This is a genomic window from Natrinema versiforme JCM 10478, from assembly GCF_000337195.1.
In the GTDB taxonomy this organism is placed as follows: domain Archaea; phylum Halobacteriota; class Halobacteria; order Halobacteriales; family Natrialbaceae; genus Natrinema; species Natrinema versiforme.
Map to the genome: position 1 here is coordinate 42,024 of NZ_AOID01000064.1, position 22,719 is coordinate 64,742.

14 protein-coding genes and 1 pseudogene are annotated in these 22,719 nt (G+C 59.9%); 6 read left to right on the forward strand and 9 right to left on the reverse strand.

Annotated elements, in window-relative coordinates; genetic code table 11:
- Positions 1-21 precede the first annotated feature (21 nt).
- From C489_RS19915 to C489_RS19930, 4 genes and pseudogenes are all read right to left on the reverse strand, one after another.
- Positions 22-2,574, reverse strand: a complete 2,553-nt coding sequence (locus tag C489_RS19915; protein ID WP_006433193.1) for a GcvT family protein — start codon at positions 2,572-2,574, stop codon at positions 22-24.
- A 180-nt stretch (positions 2,575-2,754) separates the two neighbouring features.
- Positions 2,755-3,693, reverse strand: coding sequence for a bifunctional 5,10-methylene-tetrahydrofolate dehydrogenase/5,10-methylene-tetrahydrofolate cyclohydrolase (locus C489_RS19920; protein ID WP_006433194.1), 939 nt, complete (start codon positions 3,691-3,693; stop codon positions 2,755-2,757).
- Positions 3,694-4,590: 897 nt separating this feature from the next.
- A pseudogene (locus tag C489_RS19925) lies at positions 4,591-4,926 on the reverse strand (anthranilate synthase component II); the annotation flags it as partial.
- A gap of 243 nt (positions 4,927-5,169) precedes the next feature.
- The gene (locus C489_RS19930; protein WP_006433196.1) at positions 5,170-5,463 is read right to left on the reverse strand and encodes a HalOD1 output domain-containing protein; all 294 of its coding nucleotides are present in this window, start codon (positions 5,461-5,463) and stop codon (positions 5,170-5,172) included.
- Between the two features lie 327 nt (positions 5,464-5,790).
- Between C489_RS19930 and ppc the strand changes: the two genes are divergently transcribed.
- Positions 5,791-8,532 carry a phosphoenolpyruvate carboxylase gene (ppc, locus tag C489_RS19935; protein WP_006433197.1) on the forward strand — a complete coding sequence of 914 codons (2,742 nt, stop codon included), beginning with the start codon at positions 5,791-5,793 and terminating at the stop codon, positions 8,530-8,532.
- Positions 8,533-9,326: 794 nt separating this feature from the next.
- Here ppc and C489_RS19940 read toward each other — a convergent pair.
- Both C489_RS19940 and C489_RS22985 read right to left on the reverse strand, forming a co-directional pair.
- Positions 9,327-11,060, reverse strand: coding sequence for an acyl-CoA synthetase (locus tag C489_RS19940; RefSeq protein WP_006433198.1), 1,734 nt, complete (start codon positions 11,058-11,060; stop codon positions 9,327-9,329).
- Positions 11,061-11,370: 310 nt separating this feature from the next.
- Positions 11,371-11,697 (reverse strand): TRAM domain-containing protein, encoded by a 327-nt coding sequence (locus C489_RS22985; protein WP_049891158.1) that lies wholly within the window; start codon positions 11,695-11,697, stop codon positions 11,371-11,373.
- A gap of 401 nt (positions 11,698-12,098) precedes the next feature.
- On the opposite strand from C489_RS22985, the gene C489_RS19950 reads away from it, so the two are divergent.
- Together C489_RS19950 and C489_RS19955 are read left to right on the forward strand one after the other, a co-directional pair.
- Positions 12,099-12,392: a PadR family transcriptional regulator gene (locus tag C489_RS19950; RefSeq protein WP_006433200.1), complete on the forward strand. Its 294-nt coding sequence runs from the start codon at positions 12,099-12,101 to the stop codon at positions 12,390-12,392.
- A gap of 807 nt (positions 12,393-13,199) precedes the next feature.
- Positions 13,200-13,937 (forward strand): SDR family NAD(P)-dependent oxidoreductase, encoded by a 738-nt coding sequence (locus tag C489_RS19955; RefSeq protein WP_006433201.1) that lies wholly within the window; start codon positions 13,200-13,202, stop codon positions 13,935-13,937.
- A gap of 414 nt (positions 13,938-14,351) precedes the next feature.
- On the opposite strand, the gene C489_RS19960 is transcribed toward C489_RS19955, so the two are convergent.
- Positions 14,352-15,143, reverse strand: coding sequence for an IclR family transcriptional regulator (locus C489_RS19960; RefSeq protein WP_006433202.1), 792 nt, complete (start codon positions 15,141-15,143; stop codon positions 14,352-14,354).
- 254 nt (positions 15,144-15,397) lie between these two features.
- Between C489_RS19960 and C489_RS19965 the strand changes: the two genes are divergently transcribed.
- The gene (locus C489_RS19965; protein ID WP_006433203.1) at positions 15,398-16,600 is read left to right on the forward strand and encodes a CaiB/BaiF CoA transferase family protein; all 1,203 of its coding nucleotides are present in this window, start codon (positions 15,398-15,400) and stop codon (positions 16,598-16,600) included.
- 67 nt (positions 16,601-16,667) lie between these two features.
- Here the strand turns inward: C489_RS19965 and C489_RS19970 are convergent, their stop codons facing one another.
- The gene (locus C489_RS19970) at positions 16,668-17,651 is read right to left on the reverse strand and encodes an HpcH/HpaI aldolase/citrate lyase family protein (protein WP_239642099.1); all 984 of its coding nucleotides are present in this window, start codon (positions 17,649-17,651) and stop codon (positions 16,668-16,670) included.
- 113 nt (positions 17,652-17,764) lie between these two features.
- Between C489_RS19970 and C489_RS19975 the strand changes: the two genes are divergently transcribed.
- Positions 17,765-19,159 carry a CitMHS family transporter gene (locus C489_RS19975; protein WP_083902864.1) on the forward strand — a complete coding sequence of 465 codons (1,395 nt, stop codon included), beginning with the start codon at positions 17,765-17,767 and terminating at the stop codon, positions 19,157-19,159.
- A gap of 1,135 nt (positions 19,160-20,294) precedes the next feature.
- Here C489_RS19975 and C489_RS19985 read toward each other — a convergent pair.
- A complete protein-coding gene (locus tag C489_RS19985) occupies positions 20,295-21,059 on the reverse strand; it encodes an IclR family transcriptional regulator (RefSeq protein ID WP_006433206.1) in 765 nt (254 codons plus the stop codon).
- 215 nt (positions 21,060-21,274) lie between these two features.
- Here C489_RS19985 and C489_RS19990 point away from each other — a divergent pair, with 215 nt between their 5' ends.
- Entirely contained in the window at positions 21,275-22,714 is a 1,440-nt protein-coding gene (locus tag C489_RS19990) for an FAD-dependent oxidoreductase (RefSeq protein ID WP_006433207.1), read from the forward strand.
- Positions 22,715-22,719: the final 5 nt, after the last annotated feature.

Sequence of the window (22,719 nt, forward strand, 5' to 3'; positions counted from 1 at the left end):
GATTCTATCGAAGTCGTTCGATCACCGGATGATCTTATCGCGTCCGGGGTCGAACAGCGGTTCGTCGCGGACCGTCGCGTCGTACGTTTCGCCCTCACACTGGATCTGGACCGCGGTACCGGCCTCGGCGTACTCGCTGGGCAGGTACGTATAGGCGATCGACTCCTGGACCGAGTAGCCGAAGTCGCCGGCTTGTACGTATCCGAGAACCTCACCGTCCGCGAGCACCGGGCGACCGCCGAGCATCGCGTCGGTCGAATCGTCCAGCGTCAGACAGGCGACTTCGGTGTCGATGCCCGCCTCTTTGGCCTCGGCGAGCGCCTCCTTTCCGATGAACTCGGTCTCCAGATCGACGGCGAATGGAAGGCCGGCCTCGAGCGGATTGACGTCCGTGTCGATGTCAGTCCCCCACAGGCGGAACCCTTTCTCGAGCCGCATCGACTCGAGCGCGCCGTCGCCGATCGGCCTGACATCGAGATCCTGGCCGGCCTCCCACAGGGTGTCCCAGAGCTTCCGACCGTATTCCGACGGGGCCCACAGTTCCCAGCCGAGTTCGCCCACGTACGACACCCGGAGTGCAATGACCGGCACGTCGCCGACGTACATGCGCTTACAGCTGAAGTACGGAAAGTCGTCGTTGGAGACGTCAGCGTCAGTGACTCGCTGGAGCAGCATCCGGGACTTCGGCCCCCATAGCCCGACCGTGCACTTCGCGGACTCCTCGATGGTGACGGAGACGGTCTCCGGGGCGTGCTCCTGAAGCCAGGAGCCGTGGATGCCCGGCGAGTTGCCGCCGCCCGTGGTCACCATGTATTCGTCGTCATCGAGGCGAGCCACGGTTAGGTCCGCGATCACGTTGCCGCCCTCGTTCAGCAACGTGGTGTAGCGAACTCGGCCGACGCTGATTTCCATGTCGTTACTACAGACCTGTTGGAGGAATTCGCCGGCGTCGTCGCCCTCCACCATGATCGAACTGAACGTCGTCATATCGTACATCGAGACGTTCTCGCGGGTATGGAGGTGCTCTGCGCCCTCGATCGGCGACCGGTTGATCCCCTGCCACTCGTCTTGTTCGGGGATCTGGTCTTCGTACTCCTCGACGAGGTCCTCGTTGTACTCGTACCACTGTGGGGATTCCCAGCCGCCGCTCTGGAAGAACTCGGCACCGAGTTCCGCCTGCTGTGGATAGAAGGGGCTCTCCCGCAGCCCTCGGTGTTCGTCCGGTTGCCAGCGAGGTTCGACGATGCTGTACACCTGCTCGTAGCGCTTCCCACCGCGGTCCATGAGGAACTCCTTGTTCCCCGCGTGGGGCGCGAATCGGGCGACGTGGATGGCGCTGGTGTCGACTGGCCCGGACGGAAGACGGGGGACGCCGTTTTCCATCCACTCCGCGAGAATCCGACCGTACCCGCCCGAGTGGGTCCACCAGATCGCTAAGCCGGTCCAGAGGCCGTCGATTTCGGGTGTCTCGCCGATGACGGGCATCCCGTCGGGCGTGTAGACGAAGATCCCGTTCTCGGTAACCTGGAACTCTTTGTCCTGCGTGGCGGGGAGGAGTTCGTCGAACGCCTGCTGCGGTGATTTGTCCCGGTTCGGATGGGTCGCTTTCGTCCAGTGTTTCTCGGTGAAACTGTGAACCGACGCCTGACTCTCGTCGGTGTTTTTCCCCATCTCCTCGGGGTCGACGACCAGGGATTCGTGGTTGTAGGACCCGAGCCCGTAGCCGTCTCCGTGCGTGCGGAAGTACAGCGAATGATCCTGATCGCGGCCGACAGGCCGGTCCGGCGGCTGGGACATGGACTCGGTGATGGTTCGGTCGCCAGGCACCTCGAGACCGGCCGTCGCGTCACCGAGCGACGAGGCGTTCCCCTCGAGTTCCGCCAACGATTCGGTGACGACGTACTGGTGTTCGACGGGCGCAATCGGGAGGTCGAGATCGACCATCTGTCCGGTCTGGTACGCCCAGTTGTTCGTCGCGAGGACACAGCGATCGCACTCGATGCGCCCTCGGTCCGTTTCGACAGCCGTCACTTCGCCGTCAGTCGTCTCGATGTCCGTCACTTCGGTGTTTCCGTAGAAGTCGGCCGCCGACTCGTTGATATACCACTGGAGCGCGTCAGTGCCGGCCACTTGACCGTCCGTCGGCGAATAGTATCCCCCGAGGATCTCGTCCTCGTCGACGAGCGGCAACTGCTCCGTGACTTCTTCGGGCTCGAGGAGTTGCGGATCGGGGAGCCCGTAGGACTTGGCCCACTCGACACGACGCTCGAGGAAGTCCATGCGCTCTTCCGAGCGCGCAACTTCGATCCCGCCGACTTCCGTGTACACGCCGGCGTCTTTCAGGAGCCGGCTCGTGTAATGAGCCGTCTTCGTCTGGATTTTCGACGGTGACGTCTGGAACATGATCCCCGGAGCGTGCGTCGAGGAGCCACCGGTCACCGGAAGCGGTCCTTGATCGAGGGCGACGACGTCTTCCGCCCCGAGTTCGGTCAAGTGGTATGCGATGCTACACCCGACGGCACCCGCACCGATGACGACAGTATCTGCTCGTGACGGAACGCTGTCTGTGCTCATATGACACATCCCAATCCGGTGGATTCTCTTATAAGTGCAACGGTCATTTAAGTCAAAACCGGTCGCAGACACTGAGGTACGGCAAAGCGGCAGGCCACTCCACTACTAGCTAGAAAATTTACAAAAGGTCCACAAAATGAAGCCTATGTGTTACTTTCGGGAAGCGCGAGCCACTGCTGGTCAGGGAAGATCAACGTCGACGTTCTCCTGCAGGCTGGCCGCCTTGACGGTGTTGTAGAGCAACATCGCGATCGTCAGCGGGCCGACGCCGCCAGGGACCGGTGTGATCGCGCTGGCTTTCTGTTTTGCACTCTCGAATTCGACGTCGCCGACGAGTTCGTACCCCTTGTCGGTGTCCGACTGGTCAGACGGTGTCTGACCGTCCTCCAAACGTCGTTCGGAGACGTCGACGCGATTGACGCCCACATCGATGACAACGGTGTCTTCCGAGAGCATCGATCCGTCGATCAGTTCCGGGACGCCGGCGGCGGCGATAACGATGTCCGCGTTTTTCGTTTTTTCTGCGAGCGCATCCGTTCGGGAGTGACAGGTCGTCACCGTTGCGTTACCGAGATCTCTCTTCTGGACGAGGAGGTTCGTCATCGGTTTCCCGACGATGTTGGACCTGCCGACGACCGCGACGTCTTTTCCCGCCGTCTCCACGCCCGTTTCGGCGAGCAGTCGTTGGATCCCGTGTGGCGTACACGGTTTGAGTCGGGGCTCGCCCGTGACGAGTTTGCCGACGTTCTCCGGATGGAACCCGTCGACGTCTTTCATCGGATCGATCCGCTCGAGAACGGTTTGCTCGTCGACGTGGTCGGGGACCGGCATCTGGACGAGAATGCCGTGTACGTCCGGGTTTTCGTTCAACGCCTCTATCCGACCCTCTAGCGTGTCCGACGACGCCTCGGCGTCGAGTTCGTGGTGACGCCCTTCGATCCCGATTTCCTCGCATGCCCGCTGTTTCATGTTCACGTACGTCTCGCTCGCGCCGTCGTCGCTCATCAACACCGTCGCGAGACCGGGTGTGACGCCGTGATCGCCGAGTGTGTCGACGCACACGTTCAATTCTGCCTTGATTCGATCCGCAATCTCGTTTCCATCGATGATTTCTGTCATTGGTTTACCTTCGAGTGTCACTCTGCAGTGACCGTACCCACAGCTGGCGGGAGGCACTGAGCTGTTACCCGCAGCGTCAGCGGTTGCAGGGTCATCCGGTAGAAGTAATTACTTTACGGGTAGCGGGGACGACCGGATTCTCTATCCTTGTTTGTGGGAAAATCGGGGTGGTGTGTCCACCGTTGCTGGCAAGATCGTATAAAATCCCGTAACTATCCACGTGAAGCTATTTTAAGTGATACAGTAACACTTGTCACGGCACCTCACCCGGGTGCCCTACACAGGATGAGGAACATGGATCCGTCCAACGGTCGTTCCGACCGCGGACTGTCCCGGATCCCGTAGCTCTGTCCTCAGCCACGGGCTAACACGGGTCTCGATAACTATAGTAGCTCTTGAAAGTCACTGCACACCCGATCGCAGGAGAGCGTTGTGATCGGTGTGTCAATCGTTCAAGAGCTACTATAGACCCCCTCATCCACAGTCGTAGCGACGAAATAGCCTCTCTTCTCGTAGCCACCGAAAGCCACTGCACACTTGATCGCCAGACAGCGTTTCGATCGGTGTGTGAATCGTTTCAGTGGCTACTATCGGTGCCTTGGAGAAGTCTTGCCGTCGATCGATTCTCAACTCTCCAGTCGTCCGTAACACCGTGTTTCGGAACACGGATCGCGCTGATCAGTGTCCGTCGACAACCGTCAGCACGCGACGGAACTCGTTGATCGAACGCCCCAGAAGACCGGCCTGTCTCGTCCTCTTTCTGTCGACGGTAGATGGACGGTTGTTCTAGGGGAGGCGGTAGAATAACAGTGATATCACTGTGAAATACTGGTGGTGGTCGCGATTCGTCCGCGACCGTGACCGTCGCGTCGAACGAGATACCGTAGCAAAGACCGGTTATCGGACGGCCACCGAACAGAAGTTTTCGATGATCTGCTTCCCTGCGTCGGTGAGGATACTCTCGGGGTGACACTGGACGCCGACGTGCGGTCTGTCTGCATGCCGGACGCCCATCAGGATCTCGCCGTCGTCGTCCGTCCAGGCCGTCTCGAGGAGACAGGACGGCAACGACTCTTGTTCGACGGCAAGCGAGTGGTATCGCCCTACCTCGAACGGGTCTGGGAGGCCAGCGTACAGTCCAGCGCCGTCGTGGCGCACCTCGGACGGCTTCCCGTGTATCACTTCGGGGGCGTGGCCGACTGAGACGTCGTGAGCGGCACACAGCGCCTGGTGTACATCGGGGAGTACAGTTTGACCCCGTGTTCTCGAGCGGATAATCGAACGATTCCCGACGGAGAACAACTCGTCTGGGTCGGACGGAACCCACGGAGGAATCACGGACCGTCCGAGTGAAAACTCGTGGTGTCAGCTAGGAGGGGTGATGTGGCGTCTATACGTGTTGGTCACCCAGCCCACAAGGAGCCATTCGGGGTCACCACCGATGGTCGTGAGGTACTCCCCGCCACAGTCTCCTGATTAGCTCTTCTTGATCAGTACTTGGCCGGTACTCTGAACGAGCACGGTGTAGCCATAGTAGGAGAACGTGATGCATCCCGCCATAGTTGCATCGTCGTCGGGTGCTTCGAATGCCGTATTGAGCGCCGTCGGACTGATTCTTTTGCTCAGTGATGGCAGCTCTTCGGGATCCGCGTTTTCGTGTTCTGCGATCTCTTCTACGATCTGATCGCTGATTAATTCCGTTCCCTTCCACTCGTGGCGGAGATGATAGGTCGTTTGGTCGGTGGCTGGCTCCTTGGGTCTGCTACTCATACGAATACCATCCGCATTCAGAACCAATGACAATTAACCCGTAATATTACGGGGGTTTAAGTTGTGTTTCGATACCGGATCCGAACGTGGGCCTGTAACTGTCATCTGTTCGGATCCGCTTCTTCTATTGGAACGGAAACAAATTGAGCCAATCGTAGTGTACCCTGATGCAACGGAAACAATTTGAGTCTCGAATGAAGTCTAGGTGATACTATGAACCTCGCAGAAGCGAGGATAATCGACGAGAGCGGTCGTCTATTGGTCTCACCGATGAAGCTGAGATCCATCTACAGAGGACTTTTACCGTCAAACTAACATTCTCCGCATATGGATCGTCAGACGAGAGAGATTAGTCAAGACGTCCGGGAACTCGGCGCGCTCCTGGGAACCGTCCTCGAAGAGCAAACCTCGAGCAAGGCGTTCGAGGCGGTCGAGTCGGGCCGACAGACCGCGATCGAGTATCGCTCCGGTGAACGCAACTCCCGCGAGCCCTTGATCACGGAAATCGAGCGGTTATCGCCCCACAATCAGCAGATCGTCGCCCGGGCGTTTACGACCTACTTCGAGTTGATCAATCTGGCGGAAGAACAGGAGCGGATCCGAACGATCCGGACGAAATCGCAAGCGGGTACCCTCGAGGATAGCTTCGAGACCGCAGCCGAGGAACTCGGCGAGGCCGATGTCGAGACTGTCCAGCAGGTACTGGACGACGTGCTGATCGAGCCGACGTTTACCGCCCATCCGACCGAGGCCCGCCGCAAGACCGTCAAATCCAAACTCCGCGAGATTTCGACCTCGCTCGAGCGCTTAGACGAGCAACTGTTGACGGACAAAGAGACGCGTCAGGTCTGGCAGGAGATCGATGCCGAGATAACGAGCCTCTGGCAGACCCCACAGGTGCGCAATCGCCAGCCCGAACCCGAAGACGAGGCCCGCAATGTGCAGTGGTATCTCGAGAACACGCTGTTCGATGCCGTCGGCGAGATCTACGACGAACTCGACGAGGCGATCGACGCCGAAGTCCCCGGCAATCTCGAGATTCCGAAACTCTTCGAATTCCGGTCGTGGGCGGGCAGCGACCGCGACGGCAACCCCTACGTCACCCCCGACGTGACCGCCAACACGCTCGAGCGCCAACGCTCGCTGATCGCCGAGCGCTATCAGGCGGAGTTCAAGCGACTCTCCGGTGTCTTGAGCCAGGACGGGAGCCGGATCGATGCCGGCTCCGCCTTCCAGGCCTCCCTCGAGCGCGACCACGAGTTGCTGCCCGGCGTCGCCCGCACGGCCGAAGAGCGGTATCCGGACGAGCCCTACCGACAGAAGCTCAAGCTCATGCGCGAGCGCCTGCGCCGCGTCGGCGACGTGCGCCCGGGCGGCTACGACGACGTCGACGACCTCCTCGAGGATCTCGAGGTAATCGCGATGAGCCTGCGGAACAACGGTGCCGAGAGCGTCGTCGACGCCCATGTCGATCCGATCCGCCGGCAGGTCGCCACCTTCGGCTTCTCGCTCGCGAGTCTCGACCTGCGCGAGCACCAAGCGAAACACACCGACGCCATCGCTGAAGCCCTCGAGGCCGAGGGGATCGACTATCACGGGCTCTCGGAGGACGAGCGCGTCGAGTTCCTAACTGATGCCGTCCTCCAGGAGGAATCCGTGATCGACCTCGGTGACACCGAGGACCTTTCGGACGATTCCGAGCGAGTCCTCCGGCTGTTCGACAGCCTCGCCGACTGGCAGACCGAGTACGGTAGTCACGCCATCGACACCTACTGTATCTCGATGACCGAGGAACCCAGTCACGTCCTCGAGGTGCTGTTCTTGGCCGATCAGGCCGGAGTGGTATCCCTGCCAGAACATGCCGGAATCGATATCGTTCCGCTGCTCGAGACCGAATACGCCCTTTCGGGTGCCCGGCGGATCATGGGCACCCTATTTGAGAACGAGGCCTATGCACAGGTGCTCGAGGTCCGCGGGCAGACCCAGGAGATCATGCTTGGGTACTCGGACTCGAACAAGGAGAACGGCTTTTTAGCGGCAAACTGGTCGCTGTACAAGAACCAGCGCCGCCTCGGCGAGATCTGTGATGATCACGACGTGACGATGCGGCTGTTCCACGGCCGCGGCGGCTCGATCTCGCGCGGTGGCGGCCCGATGAACGAGGCGCTGCTCGCGCTGCCGAATTCGACGGTGACTGGCCAAGTCAAGTTCACCGAACAGGGCGAAGCGATCGCCGAAAAGTACGCCAACCCCCGCATCGCCGAGCGCAACATCGAGCAGATGCTCAACGCCCAACTGCGGGCCCGCAAGCAGGCGATCGACCAACCCGAAGAAGAGGTCCGCGAGGAGTGGGTCGAGGCCATGGAGACCATGGCCGACGCTGCCCGTCAGGAGTACCGCGATCTCCTCGAGAGCGAGGGATTCGTCCAGTACTTCGAGCAGGCGACGCCGATTAGGGTCATCGAGGATCTCGATCTGGGGTCGCGGCCGGCCTCCCGCTCGGGTGAGCGCACGGTCGAAGACCTGCGGGCGATCCCGTGGGTGTTCTCGTGGACCCAGTCGCGGTGTATCCTTCCGGGCTGGTACGCCATTGCGACCGGTATAGAGGCCTATCTCGAGGGCGAGGAGCCACGCTCCTCGGAACAGTCGAGCGGCGATGAGCCGCGAGATGACGGCGGATCGATGGAGACATTGCAGGAGATGTACGACGAGTGGCCGTTCTTCCGAACCACGCTCGACAACGCCGCGCTCTCACTCTCACGGACTGAACTCGAGATCGCCGAGCGGTACGCGGAGATGGCCGAGCCGGTGCTTCGCGAGCGGTTCTTCCCGCGCGTCTCCGAGGAGTACGAGCGGGCCGCCGACCTGATCACCGAGATCGGCCAGCGCGACCGCCTGCACACCCGCGACTGGCTCGGCGAGAATCTGGAGCGGCGGAATCCGTACGTCGATCCCCTGAACATGCTGCAGGTACACCTGCTCGATCAGAATCACCGAACGGATCTCGAAGAACGAACGCTTCGATTGACTGTCAAGGGAATCGCGGCCGGCATGAAAAACACGGGCTAAGGTCGGCAGCGGTCGATCGTGACGAACGGACCGTCGTTCACTAGTCACTATCCAGCCGTCGCAGTTCCCTCTCGACTGGGCTATGGGTAATTATATGTGAACCATGAGGTGGGACGGTTTTCTGGTATCTCTATCAAAACTGGCTTAGGTCGTATTCTGTGGACCGAGAACGGACACTACGTCAGCTGATGGAGTTCGGTATTCGACTCTACTTTGCCGAATCATCATCTTAGGATTTAGTTAGATAGTATGATGTATGCTGTCGAGAAATCACGGAAGTCTGTGTCCGATTGGGACAGAAAGCCGATCTACAGCTAGCAACTGACGCGAATCCCAATTGCGTTTCGCTCAATGGACCTGTAATTCGGAGACGGTCATCACCGTATTATTTGCCAGACATGGAAGCTGTAATGAAATAGAACTCAACATATGGCTGCTTTAGATGATCAAACCTATCGATAGCGCTATTTCTATGAGGGGTGACCGAGAAACACAATATCAAATATTCTGTGTCTCTCGTTGATGGCGCACAGCATTTCAAGCTCGCACTCCGTCGATACGGGCTCTGATTTCGATACGAAAAAATCGGTGATCGGAACGTCGCCAAAATATGTTTAGAGTGATAAAAGACCGACTATTCCCGTTCTCAAACCATTTCAGTTACGTCGAACCGTCAACCGCAGAAACCTATCCCCAAGCCGTCGCCATCTGGCAAAGTGAGACGAACTAAACACGACCACGATCGCGACGGCTGTCTTTCTGTTCCTCTCGTCCGTCGCCCCGATCGGTGCGTCTCACGCCGTCTCGGTGTCGTCTGCCGTTTCGTCTCGGAGCTCTGTCCGGCGGATCTTCCCGGTGACTGTCTTCGGGAGATCCTCCCGGAACTCGATTTCGCGGGGGTACTCGTGTGCCGACAGTTCTTCTCGAACGTGGGTTTTGATCTTCTCTGCGAGCTCTTCGGAGCCCGTCGCCCCCTCGCTGGGAACGACGTAGGCCTTCACGATGTTGCCCCGCTCTCGATGGGGCTTCGGCACGACGGCCGCCTCGGCGACGGCCTCGTGTTCGCCCAGCGAACTCTCGACCTCGAAGGGGCCGATCCGGTACCCCGACGAAAGGATGACGTCGTCGGCGCGCCCCTCGAACCAGAAGTACCCGTCCTCGTCCCTGTGTGCGAGGTCGCCCGAGAGGTACCACTCACCGTCAGATGTCCCGTCTGACGAGGATCGCATCGCTTCGCTCTGCTCACCCCCGTCCGGTCCATCGACGAAGCAGTCCGCGGTCTTGTCGGGCTTCTCCCAGTACTCCGCGAAGAAACAGGGGTAGTCCCCGCGCTGGGCGATTTCGCCTGTTTCGCCGGGCTCGAGCACCTCTCCGGTTTCGGGGTCGACGACGGCGGCCTCGATCCCGGGCAGCGGTTTGCCCATCGATCCCGGCCGGACCTCCATCGCCGGGTAGTTGTTGATGATCATGTTCCCCGTCTCGGTCTGGCCGTAGGTGTCGTGGATCGTGACGTCGAGGGTCTCTTCGCCCCACTCGACGACGCCCGCCGAGAGCGGTTCGCCGATCGACAGCGCGTGGCGTAGGTCCAGCGAGACTCCCTCCAGGACGTCCTCGTGTTCGCGAAGCATGCGGTAGGCCGTCGGAACCGAGAACAGGACCGTGATGGGGTAGGTATCGAGGAGTTCGGCCCACGCGTCGGTCTCGAACTCGCCCTCGTACGTGAACAGTGCGGTTCCCCAGAACCACGCGCCCAGCGTGTTGATCGGCCCGGTCAGCCAGCCGAGATCCGCCGTCGACCAGTAGCAATCGCCCTCCTGTAGGTCGACCGCATACTTCTGCGTGGCGGCGACGCCGGCGACCCACCGATGTTTGTGCAAAACGCCTTTCGCCAGTCCGGTCGTCCCGCTGGTGTAGTACAGTAACGCGTCGTCCTCGCCGCTCGTGTCGGCTGGCTCGTACTCGCGACTCGCGCTCGCCATCTCGCTCCGGTAGCTCGCGTCGCCGCGCCGGATGCCTGTTCCGTCATCGCTGACGACGATGACGTGTTCGACGGATGGAACGTCCTCGAGCGCGTCCGCAACCGTCTCGCGGTTCGCCGCCGTGGTGACGATCGCCTTCGCGTCGCAGTCATCTAGCCGATAGGCGATCCCATCGGGGCCGAACCGTTCGTTGATCCCGCCGAAGACGGCCCCTCGCTTGAGCGTCCCGATAAGCGCGACGTAGTGTTCGGGGATTCGCGGCATGTACGAGAACACGCGGTCGCCTCGTTCGATGCCGAGCCCCTCGAGGACGTTCGCGAACCGATCGGTTCGATCGGCGAGTTCCCAGAAGGTCATCGTCGTCAGCTCCCCGTCGGTATCGACCTGATACAATGCGACCTTCTCCTTGTTCTCGGCGTGGCGATCGCAGACCTCGTGTGCGATATTCAACGACGAGGGGGCGTCCCAGTCCGCCGCGTCGTAGATCTCGTCCCACGAGAACGCCTCGCGAACGTCCTCGTAGTCAGCCATGTTGTGACTATGTGCCATACACTACGGGTGGCTTCGTTCTTGGCAATAATTGCACCGGCTGGTTGCACCCCAGCGATCGAGGAGAAAAACCCGCGGAGTGGCGACCCCGCTTCGAAAGTTCGGTATCCGCGGGCGAAGGCAGTCTCGAGAACACTGGCTAAACTGAACATCGGTCACTGCTCGCGGTCGCCGATTGTCCGTCGACTCGAATTCTCGACTGATCGCTTCGACGGCACGTCTTGTCTCCTCCCATCCCGTGTCGCTGCTTGGCTCTCGAGTGGCAAGCGCGATCGACTGTCTCGCCTGCCCGTCACGAATATCGTGCCAGCTACGACCCCGTTTCGACGAGGTCCGCTTCTCCGTGCGTCTCGTCGACGGTCGTCACACGGACCGTCGCCTCGATCGCCGCGATATCCGCCTCGAGGAAGAGGACGAACCCGCTTTCTGTCTTGCAGACGAGCGTGCCGTCGGCTTTCTCGTCGACGATATCGACGGTCACCTCGTCACCCGGTTCGGGTTTTCCACCCAAGGATTCCCCACAACGCCAACAGTCGGGATCGTACTCTGTGGACCCTTCAGGCGCGTTGTTTGCCCCGCAGCGACGCGTATCGCATTTGATGAACGAGTCGTGTTTTCTCGGCTGGTAGCGTCCCACAGTACTTCGTCCGTACCGTCTCCTAAAAGCATGCCGCTCGCTCAATGACGCCGGATTCGGTCTCCGAACGAAGTCGGTTTCGAACTCACTCATCAGTATCTGACAGGCTTGTGATCGAGGTGAGTGACAATTCGACGATCAGCTTCCGATAGTCTCCCTCAAGAAGGCGAGGCCCCGTCTCGGAGCGGATCGGTGCTGGATAGACGACCGCATCCGTCCCCCGCCGTTGGGACGTCGGACGACTCTCGAGCGGTTTCGATATAACAGTCGGCGACTGCGTGACTCGCTCTTCTGAGACGCATTCAACCAGTCGTATTCGAGCCGTATACTAGTTTAGCCCATGATATCTTCCGTTCACTTATTCTCGGAATCCTTATCCGTCGATAGACAGAACTTCCGATATGTACGATCTCACTGGCTTCCAGCGAGACTTGCTGTACACGATCGCCGGACAGGACGAACCGCACGGACTCGCGATCAAGGAGGAACTCGAGGAGTACTACGAAAAGGAGATCCACCACGGACGACTCTACCCCAACCTCGACACCCTCGTCGATAAAGGGCTCGTCGAGAAAGGCGAACTCGACCAGCGAACGAATTACTACACGGTCACGGCCCGCGGGCGACGCGAACTCGAGGCCCGTCGCGAGTGGGAAGACAGCTACGTCGGCGAGTTACTCGCCGACTCTGAGTGAGCGACCTGCCCGTACTGGGCTGGGTCACGCTCGAGCCGCTTTGATGCGGAGTTGCGGGGACTGGTATCGGATGAAGAGACGCATCGCGCCTTCTGCACCCCGTGTTATCTCGATGAACACCGCTGCCGGGTCAGTCGGCCGCTACTTCGTAGTCGAGTCGCGGTTCCGGAGCAGTGCAGTATTTCACCTAATCACAGTATTCCGACTTTGGTCCGTTCGATTTACCTATCGGATTTAGATATTGTTCCGCTATCCGAGATAGTGGTGAACTAAATGGACCCGTAATCATTTCGTCATTGCTTCTCCGAAGTCGACCGGCAACTCAAGACTGGCTGGTATTCGATCGCGTTACAATCGGTCCATCGGTATATTGCTCAGTTATCTATCTGCAACCGTATGGTTATGGCGTATATAAATCAAATAATTGGCTGTGCTGGAGTTATTGAAATGTAACTATAGCTCTTCCCGAGTAAAGTCCTTAGAAATCGCATACTGGGAACGATGCCGCTATCGTTCGTTTCTCATTCATTCAATACTACGAATCAGTCGCTTCTTCCGTCACGACCAACATTGATCTCGAGACGGTACTCTCGAACGATACTAGATTGATAATAATACGATTTCAAACAGTACGAACTATATACCAAATATATTATTTTATTGCTCGATCTTTGCCCGCCGGTACTAGATCTATCGTGCTGTCTGGTAGCACCCATCGAACGAGTGTCCGATAATGATTAACTGACTGGTACCGACAGTGAGAGTCCGGGAGAAATTACGTACGACTTCTCCGACGAGACCGTGATCATGACCGGTGGAACGTCCGGTATCGGCCGCGAAGTCGCTCGCCGATTCGGCGAGGCGGGCGCGGTGATCGTCGTTGACATCCGCGAGCAGCCCGAAGAGGACGACGAGTCGGCACCGACACACGAACTCATCGAAGACAACGACGGCCGAGCGGAGTTCATTGAAACCGACGTTTCCGACCCGACCGACGTCGGCGCAGTCGTCGAAGCCGCACGGGAGTTCGGTGGCGTCGGCGTGATGGTCAACAACGCCGGCATCTATCGCGAAGCGTCGCTCATCGAGACCGATGACGACGCGTTCGATCAGGTGTTCGCGATCAACGTCCGCGGCGTCTTCGCTGGCTGTCGGGCGGCGGCTCGAGACATGCTCGAGCGAGAGGAACCGGGATCGATCGTGAACACGGCCTCGATCAGCTCCGAGTACGCACAGGTCGGTCACTCGATGTACGACGCCTCGAAGGGCGCAGTCATGATGCTTACCCGCGTCGCAGCGCTCGAACTCGCCCGCTACGACATTCGGGTCAACGCCGTTGCACCGGGGATCATCGAAACCACGTTCGGCGACGGGAATCCTGATTTCGACCGAGAGCTCGGCGACGGATTCATCCTCAACGATGCGGATCTCCCAGATCTCAACGCCCGGGAGATCGACCCCGAGATTCCGATGGGTCGGACGGGGACGCCCGACGACCTCGCGGGGTCGTACCTCTTCCCGTCCTCCGACGAGCGATTGGACTGAACGACGAGATGCCTCGGCTGTCAGCCGTCGTCTTGGCCCCACGTCTCGGATCGTCTTTCCATTCACAACTGCACAGGAGCCGATATGGCCCGTCTCCACCGATCCGGCAAACTCAGCGGAGACGTTCCATCCGAGAAGAGTCTGATACTAATAGAGAACGATGGTACAACACAACTGTCTCTCGTGTTGTACTGCTACGTTCGTTTCCCCGCTCGAGCGCGGTTTCGAGTCAACGGCAGTTGCTGTCCCGTTTTCTCCGGGTCCGTCGGTTGTCGCTCGAGTTTCCGGCGGCAAACGGCGGCTACCGAACGCTGTGATTTACTCACATATGGATGTAATGGATAGCGTCGATAGCCGAATCGCGTGGAATTCATAATAGTAACAGAGAGCCAGCACCGAAGAATGGCGAGAAATTTAAGAATGAGCGAGGTTCAGTTCGATTTCGTTGGTCACACTTCGCAGTGTCTCGACCACTTGTGACGTTTTTCCGGTATCGTTCATACGATGAGTCGGTCCGGAAACGGTACACGCTCCAATGACGTTCTCCGAGACGGACATCACCGGGACGGAAACGGCGAATAGCTTCTTCGTACTCTCCGACCGATTCGTCGCGTATCCGCGTTCTCGGATTTCTGCTAGTTCGTCCTTGAGCGCCTCTGTATCGGTGATCGTGTTTTCCGTCGCCGCTGGAAGCCCGTGGCGCTGTACGATTTCGTCGACGCGAGTGTCGGGCATGAACGCGAGCATGGCCTTTCCCGACGCGACCTGATGGATCGGGAGCTGTGCGCCGACCCTCGTTCGGAGCGACACGCCCTGATGGCCGACTTCCTTGAAAACGATGACCGATTTCCCGTTCGACTCGACCATGTATTGGGCGACCTCCTCCGTTTTGTCGGCGATTTCGGCGATCTTCGGCTTGATGATGTGCTGGCCCTCGAGTTGCTCCCGTACCAGCCCGCCGAGATCGAGATAGCCGAGTCCAAGCCGGAACTCGTCGTCGTCTCGCTCGACGAATCCCTGCGCTTTGAGCGTGTTGAGGTGCTTGTACACGTTCGCTTTCGAATGCCCGGTCAATTGGGCCAGTTCGCTGACTTTCGCCGTCCGTTCTCGTTTGAGTGCCTCGACGATCGAAAGCGACGTATCGACCGCTTTGATCGTGTTCCTGCCGTCTTGATCACCGGTTCGGTCCGCATCGTTCGTCCCCATATCGTCTCGGACTTCCGTCGCCGACTATTTAGGATTTACTTCCAGTTGACCGATTCGATATATAATTCACAGTGTGAAACGTGACTGGTCGCCGGAGCGACGATACGGAACGAGCGTGCTGGTATCGGCTACAGAGTCGCCGTTCCCTGGGCGGAAGCCGGATGATGTCGTTCGAACCCATCGATTCGCACAAACGTTTATTACCGTCCCTGTTCCACGTTCAGGCGGCCTGACTACTGGAGGATACGAAACGCATGCTCGATACTATCACCGTCTTAGACGTGACGCAAGTCGTCTCGGGGTCGTTCGCGTCGATGACGCTCGCTGACATGGGTGCCGACGTTGTGAAGATCGAACGACCGACGGGAGGAGACGTGGGCCGTCACAATCCGCCCTACGTCGGCGATTTCAGCTCCTACTTCGCATCCGTCAATCGGAACAAGCGATCCGTCTCCCTGAACCTCAAGAGCGACGAGGGCGCGGCGCTCTTCCTCGAGTTGGCCGAGGAAGCGGACGTGGTCGTCGAAAACTTCCGGCCGGGGGCGATGGAGCGGTTCGGAATCGACTACGAGACAGTCGCCGAGCGGAATCCCGAAATCGTCTACTGCTCGATCAGCGGCTTCGGACAGGACGGTCCCTACGCCGAGTACCCCGCCCTCGACATCATCGCACAGGCGATGTCGGGGAACATGAGTATCACGGGACCGCCGGACTCGAAACCGTATCGGTCGGGCGTCCCGATCGCCGATATCGCCGGTTCCATGTACGCGGTCCAGGGCGTTCTCGGCGCGCTCTTCCGGCGCGAACGGACCGGCGAGGGACAGTACATCGACGTTTCGATGCTGGACTGTATGCTTTCTTGGCTGACCGTTAGAGCCGGCTATACCTTCGCGACGGACGAACCGTATCCGCGGATGGGAAACAAACTGGACGAGTTCGTCCCTTACGGCGTCTTCGAGACGGCGGACTCGCATCTCGCGATCGTCGTCGTGCAGGACCACCACTGGGAGAAGCTATGCGCCGCGATCGACCGCCCCGAACTCGCGACGGACGACCGCTTCCGGACGACCGAACAGCGGCGCACGAACCGGGACGAACTCGAGTCGATTCTGGAAGACGAACTAACCGCACGGTCGACAGACGAGTGGTTCGACGTGATGGCTGATTACGGCGTTCCGAGCGGTCCGATCTACGATACGAAGGAGGTCTGGGACGACGAGCACGTGAAACACCGAGAGCTGCGCTCCGAGATACGGGCGGGTGACGAGGAACTGTCCGTGACCGACCATCCCGTGAAGTATGGCGACGACACGACGGGGATCACGCGGGGCGTTCCTCGCGTCGGCGAAGACACGTACGAGACGCTCGAACGGATGGGATACACCGAGGAGGAAGTCGCGGCGTTAATCGAGCGCGGCGTCGTCGGGTCGCCGGAGACGGCTCACCCCGATCGATAGGGTCGAACCGGTCCTTCGGTCGTGATGATTTCTACTGGTTGTGCTGCTCGCGAGCCGGCATCGTCGCTCAGTTCGACGCGTACTCGAGGTCGTTTAGTCGCTCCGCGACATCGTCGTCCAGTTCGTCCTGAAATGCGACCGCACGCCGGAGGTGCTCCCTGGCTGTTTCGAGGTTCGCCGTATCGATCATCTCGCCGCGGTAGCGGATCGCGCTCTCGCCGAGATCGATCGCGTCCTGCAACGCTGCGTAGAGGTCGATCCAGTACTCGACGGTCTCGTCGTCGGGCGTGAACCGGTCGTTCGCGTACTGGACGTGCGACGGGTGGACGACGACGTATCCCTCGTATCCCATTTCGCGAGCGAATTCGATGTCCTCGACCAGTCCGTCGTGATCGTCGATGTCGACGTACGGACCGGCAAGTGGGTAGTCAATCCCCGCCGCTCTTGCGTCGAGCAGCGCCTTCTGCCGCATGTGTACTGTCTCGAGTCCTTGTCGACCCGGCCCCGTCCAGTCGAACCGGAGTGCACGGTTCGTATCCGTCCCCTTCGTGGCCCCGCACATGATGGACGTGACGCGGTCGGACGCGAGACAGATCTCGTAGCACTGTTTCATCGCCCGTGCCGTTTCGATCGTCACGAGGAGTTCCGTGCTCCCGATATTCAGCCCCTCCCGTCGCTCGATATGTGTGATGACGGCCTCGAGTTCCTCGATATCCGCGGCAGTTGCGACCTTCGGGACGACGAGGCCGTTCGGCTCTCGGGGGACGATCGCCTCGAGATCTCGAGTGACACTGTCGGCCGACGCGTTCGGATGGCCATTGATACGGACGAAGACCCGTTGGCCGTCGTCTCGAAGCGTCAGGACTGCGTCCGAGACGTTGTCTCTGGCCGCGGCCGTTTCGGCCGGCGGGACGGCGTCCTCGAGGTCGATAATGACGAGATCGGCCCCGTTGGTCGCTGCGTCGTCGATCCATTCCGGACGATTACCGGGTATGAACAGCGCTGAGCGGGTCGGTTTCATCCGCTCCGTACTATCTATTGGTCCGACCATATGTACTTCGGTGGGGACGATATCCGGGAGATCTCCGTCTCGGGGCGTCGCTATCCGCAGTGAGTGAATGACCACCAAAATAATTATTAGGGTAGATACGGGAGCTACACAGGATGGTAGTTAGCATCACACAATCGCTGCCAGTAGTGCCGTTGCAACTTGACGGGACCGGGCTCGGCATCATCGGCTATCTGGTGATCGCACTCATTCTGGTGTTGATCATCGGGAAGATCACGTACGTGGTGCCGACCCTGATCATCGTCCCGGTCCTCGGCGCGTTCGTCGCCGGATTCGGGCCGTCAGAACTGGGGGAGTTCGCGGCCTCCGGGTTGGGTGGGATCGTCGAGATCACCGCCATGTTCGCGTTCGCCGTCTGGTACTTCGCGATCATGCGGGACAGGGGATTGTTCGATCCGCTCGTGAGACGGGTCATCCACGTCGTCCTGGACCGACCCGCACTGCTGACGTTCGGAACGGTGGTCTTGGCGGTCGCGTCGCACCTCGACGGGGCCGGCGCGACGACCTTCCTCATCACGATTCCGGCGCTCCTGCCGATCTACGTGGCGCTCGATGTCGATACGAAGATTCTAGCCGCGCTGGCGGCGTTGAGCGCGGGGACGATGAATCTCGTTCCGTGGGGCGGTGTCACGGTTCGAGCGATCGGCTCCGTCGATGGCGCGACCGTCGGAACCGTCTACAATCCGCTGATACCGGCACAGATCGCGGGATTCGCGACGATTCTCCTGATCGCATACTACTTCAGCCGACGGATCGACACCGATCTCGACCTCTCTGACAGCGAACGGAAACGGCTCGTCACGGAGGCTCTCGCCGGGGATGAGACCGACCTCAGGACTGACGGCGGCACGGAGCTCGAGACCGGAGTGAACCGGCGCTGGTATTTCAACGTCCTCGTGACGGTCGCGATTATCGCGCTCCTGATGCTCGACATCACTAGTCCGGCGATCGTCTTCATGACCGGACTCGTGATCGCCCTCGTGGTGAACGTTCCGGACTACGAGGAACAACGGAACATCCTCGAGGAGTACTCCTCGGACGTGATGACCTACGTCGGGATCCTCCTCGCCGCGGGTGTCCTGCTCGGCGTTCTCAATGAGACTGGAATGATCACCGAGATGGCGAACATCTTGATCTCGATCGTCCCCGATTGGATGGGATCGTACATGGCCGCTCTGGTCGGGCTGATCGCGATGCCGGCGAGCCTCGTCTTTAGCCCCGACGCCTACTACTTCGGCGTACTGCCGGTGTTAGCCGAGACGGCTCAGGCGTACGGTATTCCCGAAGTCGCGGTCGTTCGCGCGTCGCTGATCGGGCAGATGACGGTCGGGTTCCCGATTTCGCCGCTGACCGGTGCGACGTACTTGCTGATCGGACTCGCCGATGTCGACCTCGGCGAACACATCAAGTTCACCTTCCTCTGGGCGTGGGTCGTATCGCTGGTCATGCTGACGGTTGCCATCTTCACGGGCGCGGTTCCGCTGTTCTGAACCACGTACCCTTTCTCCGTCGGTATTGATACGGATTTCGGCTGATTCAGACGATGCTAATCGTTTCCAGCGCTACCGCTCGATTCGGTCGAGAACCGATATCGGCCGGGTGATGGCCCGTAGGTATTGATCGGCAACCGTACGTTTAGTTCACCGTTTTTCTGTACGGGGCGACATCTGATCATTCTGTTCGAATCGATTTGAGCAGTGACCACCACGCCGTGAGTGTGGTCGGTACTCGCCGGCGATGACTTGAGCGACACGAACACATCGGCACGACCGATAGTTTGGTATGTCCCTTCTTCGCGAGTACTGCTGCTGCCAATCGACAGCCTTTGATCCTTGTGTTCGGCCGTGGCTCGACGACCGATTTCGAAGAGGTTCAGAAACGCCACCGGGATAGTTACCACTTTACTATACTACTCACTATCTAAAGTAGTTCAGTATCAATTGAGTATAGCTGCCATCCAGAGTTCGGTATCTGTCCGACAACTGGAGCCGAACCGGACCGAACTGCAGTCAATGAACCAGCGTGCTCGACGTGTCGATCGACAATACGGGTGTCTGTTTCTCTTTATTCAGTATCGACCAAACAGACCTCTACCGTTTTATTCGGCTCAAAGATGGAATCTACTTCGATATTATTGCTACACGACGAGAAGCATACCACACTGACGATGGCACAGTCCTCGCTGAGATAGCACTCTACCGCAACGTTGAAGTCTCCGACCACGGGCTTTGGCGTTGATACGGATACTGCATGGGCTAAATCGTAGTAAATATTTGTGATAAGTTATACGAGAGACCTTCTACCAGATCTAAGACTATTTTGAAACGGTGAGCCACTGATGGCCGTACGCGGTACCAGAACGATACGTACTGCTGGCGTTCCGGCGAACGGTTCGTCCGAGCACTGTCGTGTACTGCACAGCCTGAATTTATAATCCAGCCGTCTCGCGTTCGGGAGTTGGTATCCTGAAGCCGTGAGCGTTCCGTAGTGGTGAACGACCGAACGACGGACGGAGACGAATTACAGGTATATGGGTGTAAATAGAAATAGCGTCTGAGTGAATTTGTCGGTTCCGCGGCGTCATATCGCTCCATTCCGTCGGATCGTTCCGTAAGAGCGAACGAGTTAGCTGTAGGTCGTCCGAATCGCGATGACGCGAGCGCTCCGTTGGACCTGTTTCGGCAACTCGTCTTCCGCGGCGCGGTCGTCGATGCGGGTCGTCGGCACCGAGACGCTGATCGCCCCGAGCACGTCGTTCTGATCGGTGACGATCGGGGCGCCGACCGCTCGCATGCCGATGATCCGCTCCTCGCGGTTCAGGGCGTACCCCTGTTGGCGAACCGTCTCGAGTTCGTCCCGGAACGCCTCTCGGTCCGTGATCGTGTGTTCGGTCTGTTCTGCGAGTCCGACGTCGTCGAGGTAGGCCTCGAGTTCGTCTTCGGGCAGGTTGGCGAGGTAGCACTTGCCGACCGCGGTACAGTGGAGATCGACGGTGCTGCCGATGTGGGAGTCCGTTCGGACAGCCTGTTCGCCGGCGGTCTGGTAGATGTAGACGCCGTGGTGGCCCTCTGGGACCATTATCTGACACCGCTCACCGGTCATCTCCGCGAGCTGGTCGGCTTCCGCCTTCGCCGACTCGTAGAGGTTGTACCGCGACCGCGCGTGGTGGCCGAGCTCGAGGAAGCTCAGTCCGACGCGGTAGGTCCCGTCGACTTTGACGACGTGTCCTATCGACTCCATCGTCGACAGATGGCCGTGTGCGGTACTCTTCGACACCGACAGCGCGTCGGCGATCTCGGTCACTCCAGCCTCCTCGTTGTGCTGGAGGTAATCGAGAATCTCGAAGGCCGTCTCGACCGATTGGATGCGTTCGGATTCGTGGGCTGTCATTGCAGATACCTACTCGGCCGACCCGCAAAGTTCTTTCTAGAGGAACGGCGGTTCGCTACCCCCGAACGAAACGACCAGTTCGGCGGATCCCTGCCTCCGATGTAAGCGTGTAGCGGCGAGATTCCGGGGTGGCGAATCGGACGCCGTTTCGACGTTACGCCGCGGAATCAGCGGAGTGAATACCTTTACGTATCGGTGGCACCGATACACACGGTATGTCGACTCCCGATTACAGCCGACGGACAATCGAAGATGCCACACCCGAAGTCGTCTCCGTCAATGACGTGACGATCGACGTCGAAACCAACGTGCTCGTCGCCGGCGGCGGTGGAACAGGGCTGGTCGCCGCGCTCGCGGCTTCTGAACGAACGAACGGGACCGTCACCGTCCTCGAGAAGTCGGACCGGCTAGGTGGCAATACGTCGCTGTCGACGGGGATGATCCCCGCGGCGGGGACGCGGTTTCAGCGCGACGCGGGCATCGAGGAAACGGCCGACGACATGGCCCGGGACATCCTCGAGAAGAACGATTACGAGGCCGACGAGGAGATGGTGCGACACCTCTGTGCGGAGAGCAAGCACTTGGTCCACTGGCTGGTCGACGACTGGGACATCACGCTCCGACTCGTGGACGATTTCAAGTACCCCCAACACTCGGCCTACCGGATGCATGCGCCGCCCGGCCGGAACGGGGAGCACTTGATAGACGAACTGGCGGCGCGGATCGAGGCCGACGACGACATCGAACTGCTCACGAATACGCCCGTGACGAAACTCGTCGCGGACGGCGACGCGGTCGCGGGTGCGGTCGCCGGCGAAACGCACGAGGAGGTGATCGGCGCGGGGAAGGTCGTCCTCGCGACCGACGGCTTCGCCGGCAATCGGCGGATGGTCGAGAACAACTGCGGGGAGATCGCGGACGCGCTGTACTTCGGCTCGGACGGCAACACCGGCGACGGCATCCGCTGGGGAGCGGCGCTCGACGCCGAGATCGCGTACATGGATTCCTTCCAAGGGCACGCGACCGTCGTGCAGGGAACTGGCGCGCTCTCGACGTACGCGGTCATCATGAACGGCGGCGTTCTCGTCAACGAGGACGGCGAGCGGTTCGGCAATGAAGCTAAGGGCTATTCCGCGCTCGCCATCGACGTCGTCGACCAACCGGGCGGCGTCGGCTACGAACTCTTCGACGAGCGCATCTTCGAGAAACTCCGCGGCGAGTTCGACGACTTCGACGAGGCGGTCGACCTCGGGTCGTACGTCAGCGCGCCCGACATCGAGACGTTGGCCGCGGAACTCGGATGCGATCCGTCGGCGACCGCCGCGGCCCTCGAGTCGTACAACGAGGCGGTTCGAGCGGACGAACCGGACTCGGTCGGCCGCGTCGACGGCCGCGCCGTCCTCGAGCCGCCGTTTTACGGTGCGACGATCGTCGGGTCGCTGTTCCACACGCAGGGCGGCTTGCTCGTCGACGAACACGGCCGCGTCCTGCAGTCCGACGGGAGCGTCGTCGACAACCTCTACGCCGGCGGCGGCACCGCGGCGGGGATCAGCGGTCACGGCGCGGACGGCTACCTCAGCGGCAACGGGTTGACTACCGCGCTCGGACTCGGCCGACTCGCCGGTAGACACGCCGGCGACTCCCTCGAGGTGTGACTCGG

Bases quoted from the DNA above. Each gene is read 5' to 3' on its own strand.
- C489_RS19915 (WP_006433193.1), bottom strand. From the start codon at position 2,574: ATGAGCACAGACAGCGTTCCGTCACGAGCAGATACTGTCGTCATCGGT.
- C489_RS19920 (WP_006433194.1), bottom strand. From the start codon at position 3,693: ATGACAGAAATCATCGATGGAAACGAGATTGCGGATCGAATCAAGGCA.
- C489_RS19930 (WP_006433196.1), bottom strand. From the start codon at position 5,463: ATGAGTAGCAGACCCAAGGAGCCAGCCACCGACCAAACGACCTATCAT.
- ppc (WP_006433197.1), top strand. From the start codon at position 5,791: ATGGATCGTCAGACGAGAGAGATTAGTCAAGACGTCCGGGAACTCGGC.
- C489_RS19940 (WP_006433198.1), bottom strand. From the start codon at position 11,060: ATGGCACATAGTCACAACATGGCTGACTACGAGGACGTTCGCGAGGCG.
- C489_RS19950 (WP_006433200.1), top strand. From the start codon at position 12,099: ATGTACGATCTCACTGGCTTCCAGCGAGACTTGCTGTACACGATCGCC.
- C489_RS19955 (WP_006433201.1), top strand. From the start codon at position 13,200: ATGACCGGTGGAACGTCCGGTATCGGCCGCGAAGTCGCTCGCCGATTC.
- C489_RS19960 (WP_006433202.1), bottom strand. From the start codon at position 15,143: ATGGGGACGAACGATGCGGACCGAACCGGTGATCAAGACGGCAGGAAC.
- C489_RS19965 (WP_006433203.1), top strand. From the start codon at position 15,398: ATGCTCGATACTATCACCGTCTTAGACGTGACGCAAGTCGTCTCGGGG.
- C489_RS19970 (WP_239642099.1), bottom strand. From the start codon at position 17,651: ATGGTCGGACCAATAGATAGTACGGAGCGGATGAAACCGACCCGCTCA.
- C489_RS19975 (WP_083902864.1), top strand. From the start codon at position 17,765: ATGGTAGTTAGCATCACACAATCGCTGCCAGTAGTGCCGTTGCAACTT.
- C489_RS19985 (WP_006433206.1), bottom strand. From the start codon at position 21,059: ATGACAGCCCACGAATCCGAACGCATCCAATCGGTCGAGACGGCCTTC.
- C489_RS19990 (WP_006433207.1), top strand. From the start codon at position 21,275: ATGTCGACTCCCGATTACAGCCGACGGACAATCGAAGATGCCACACCC.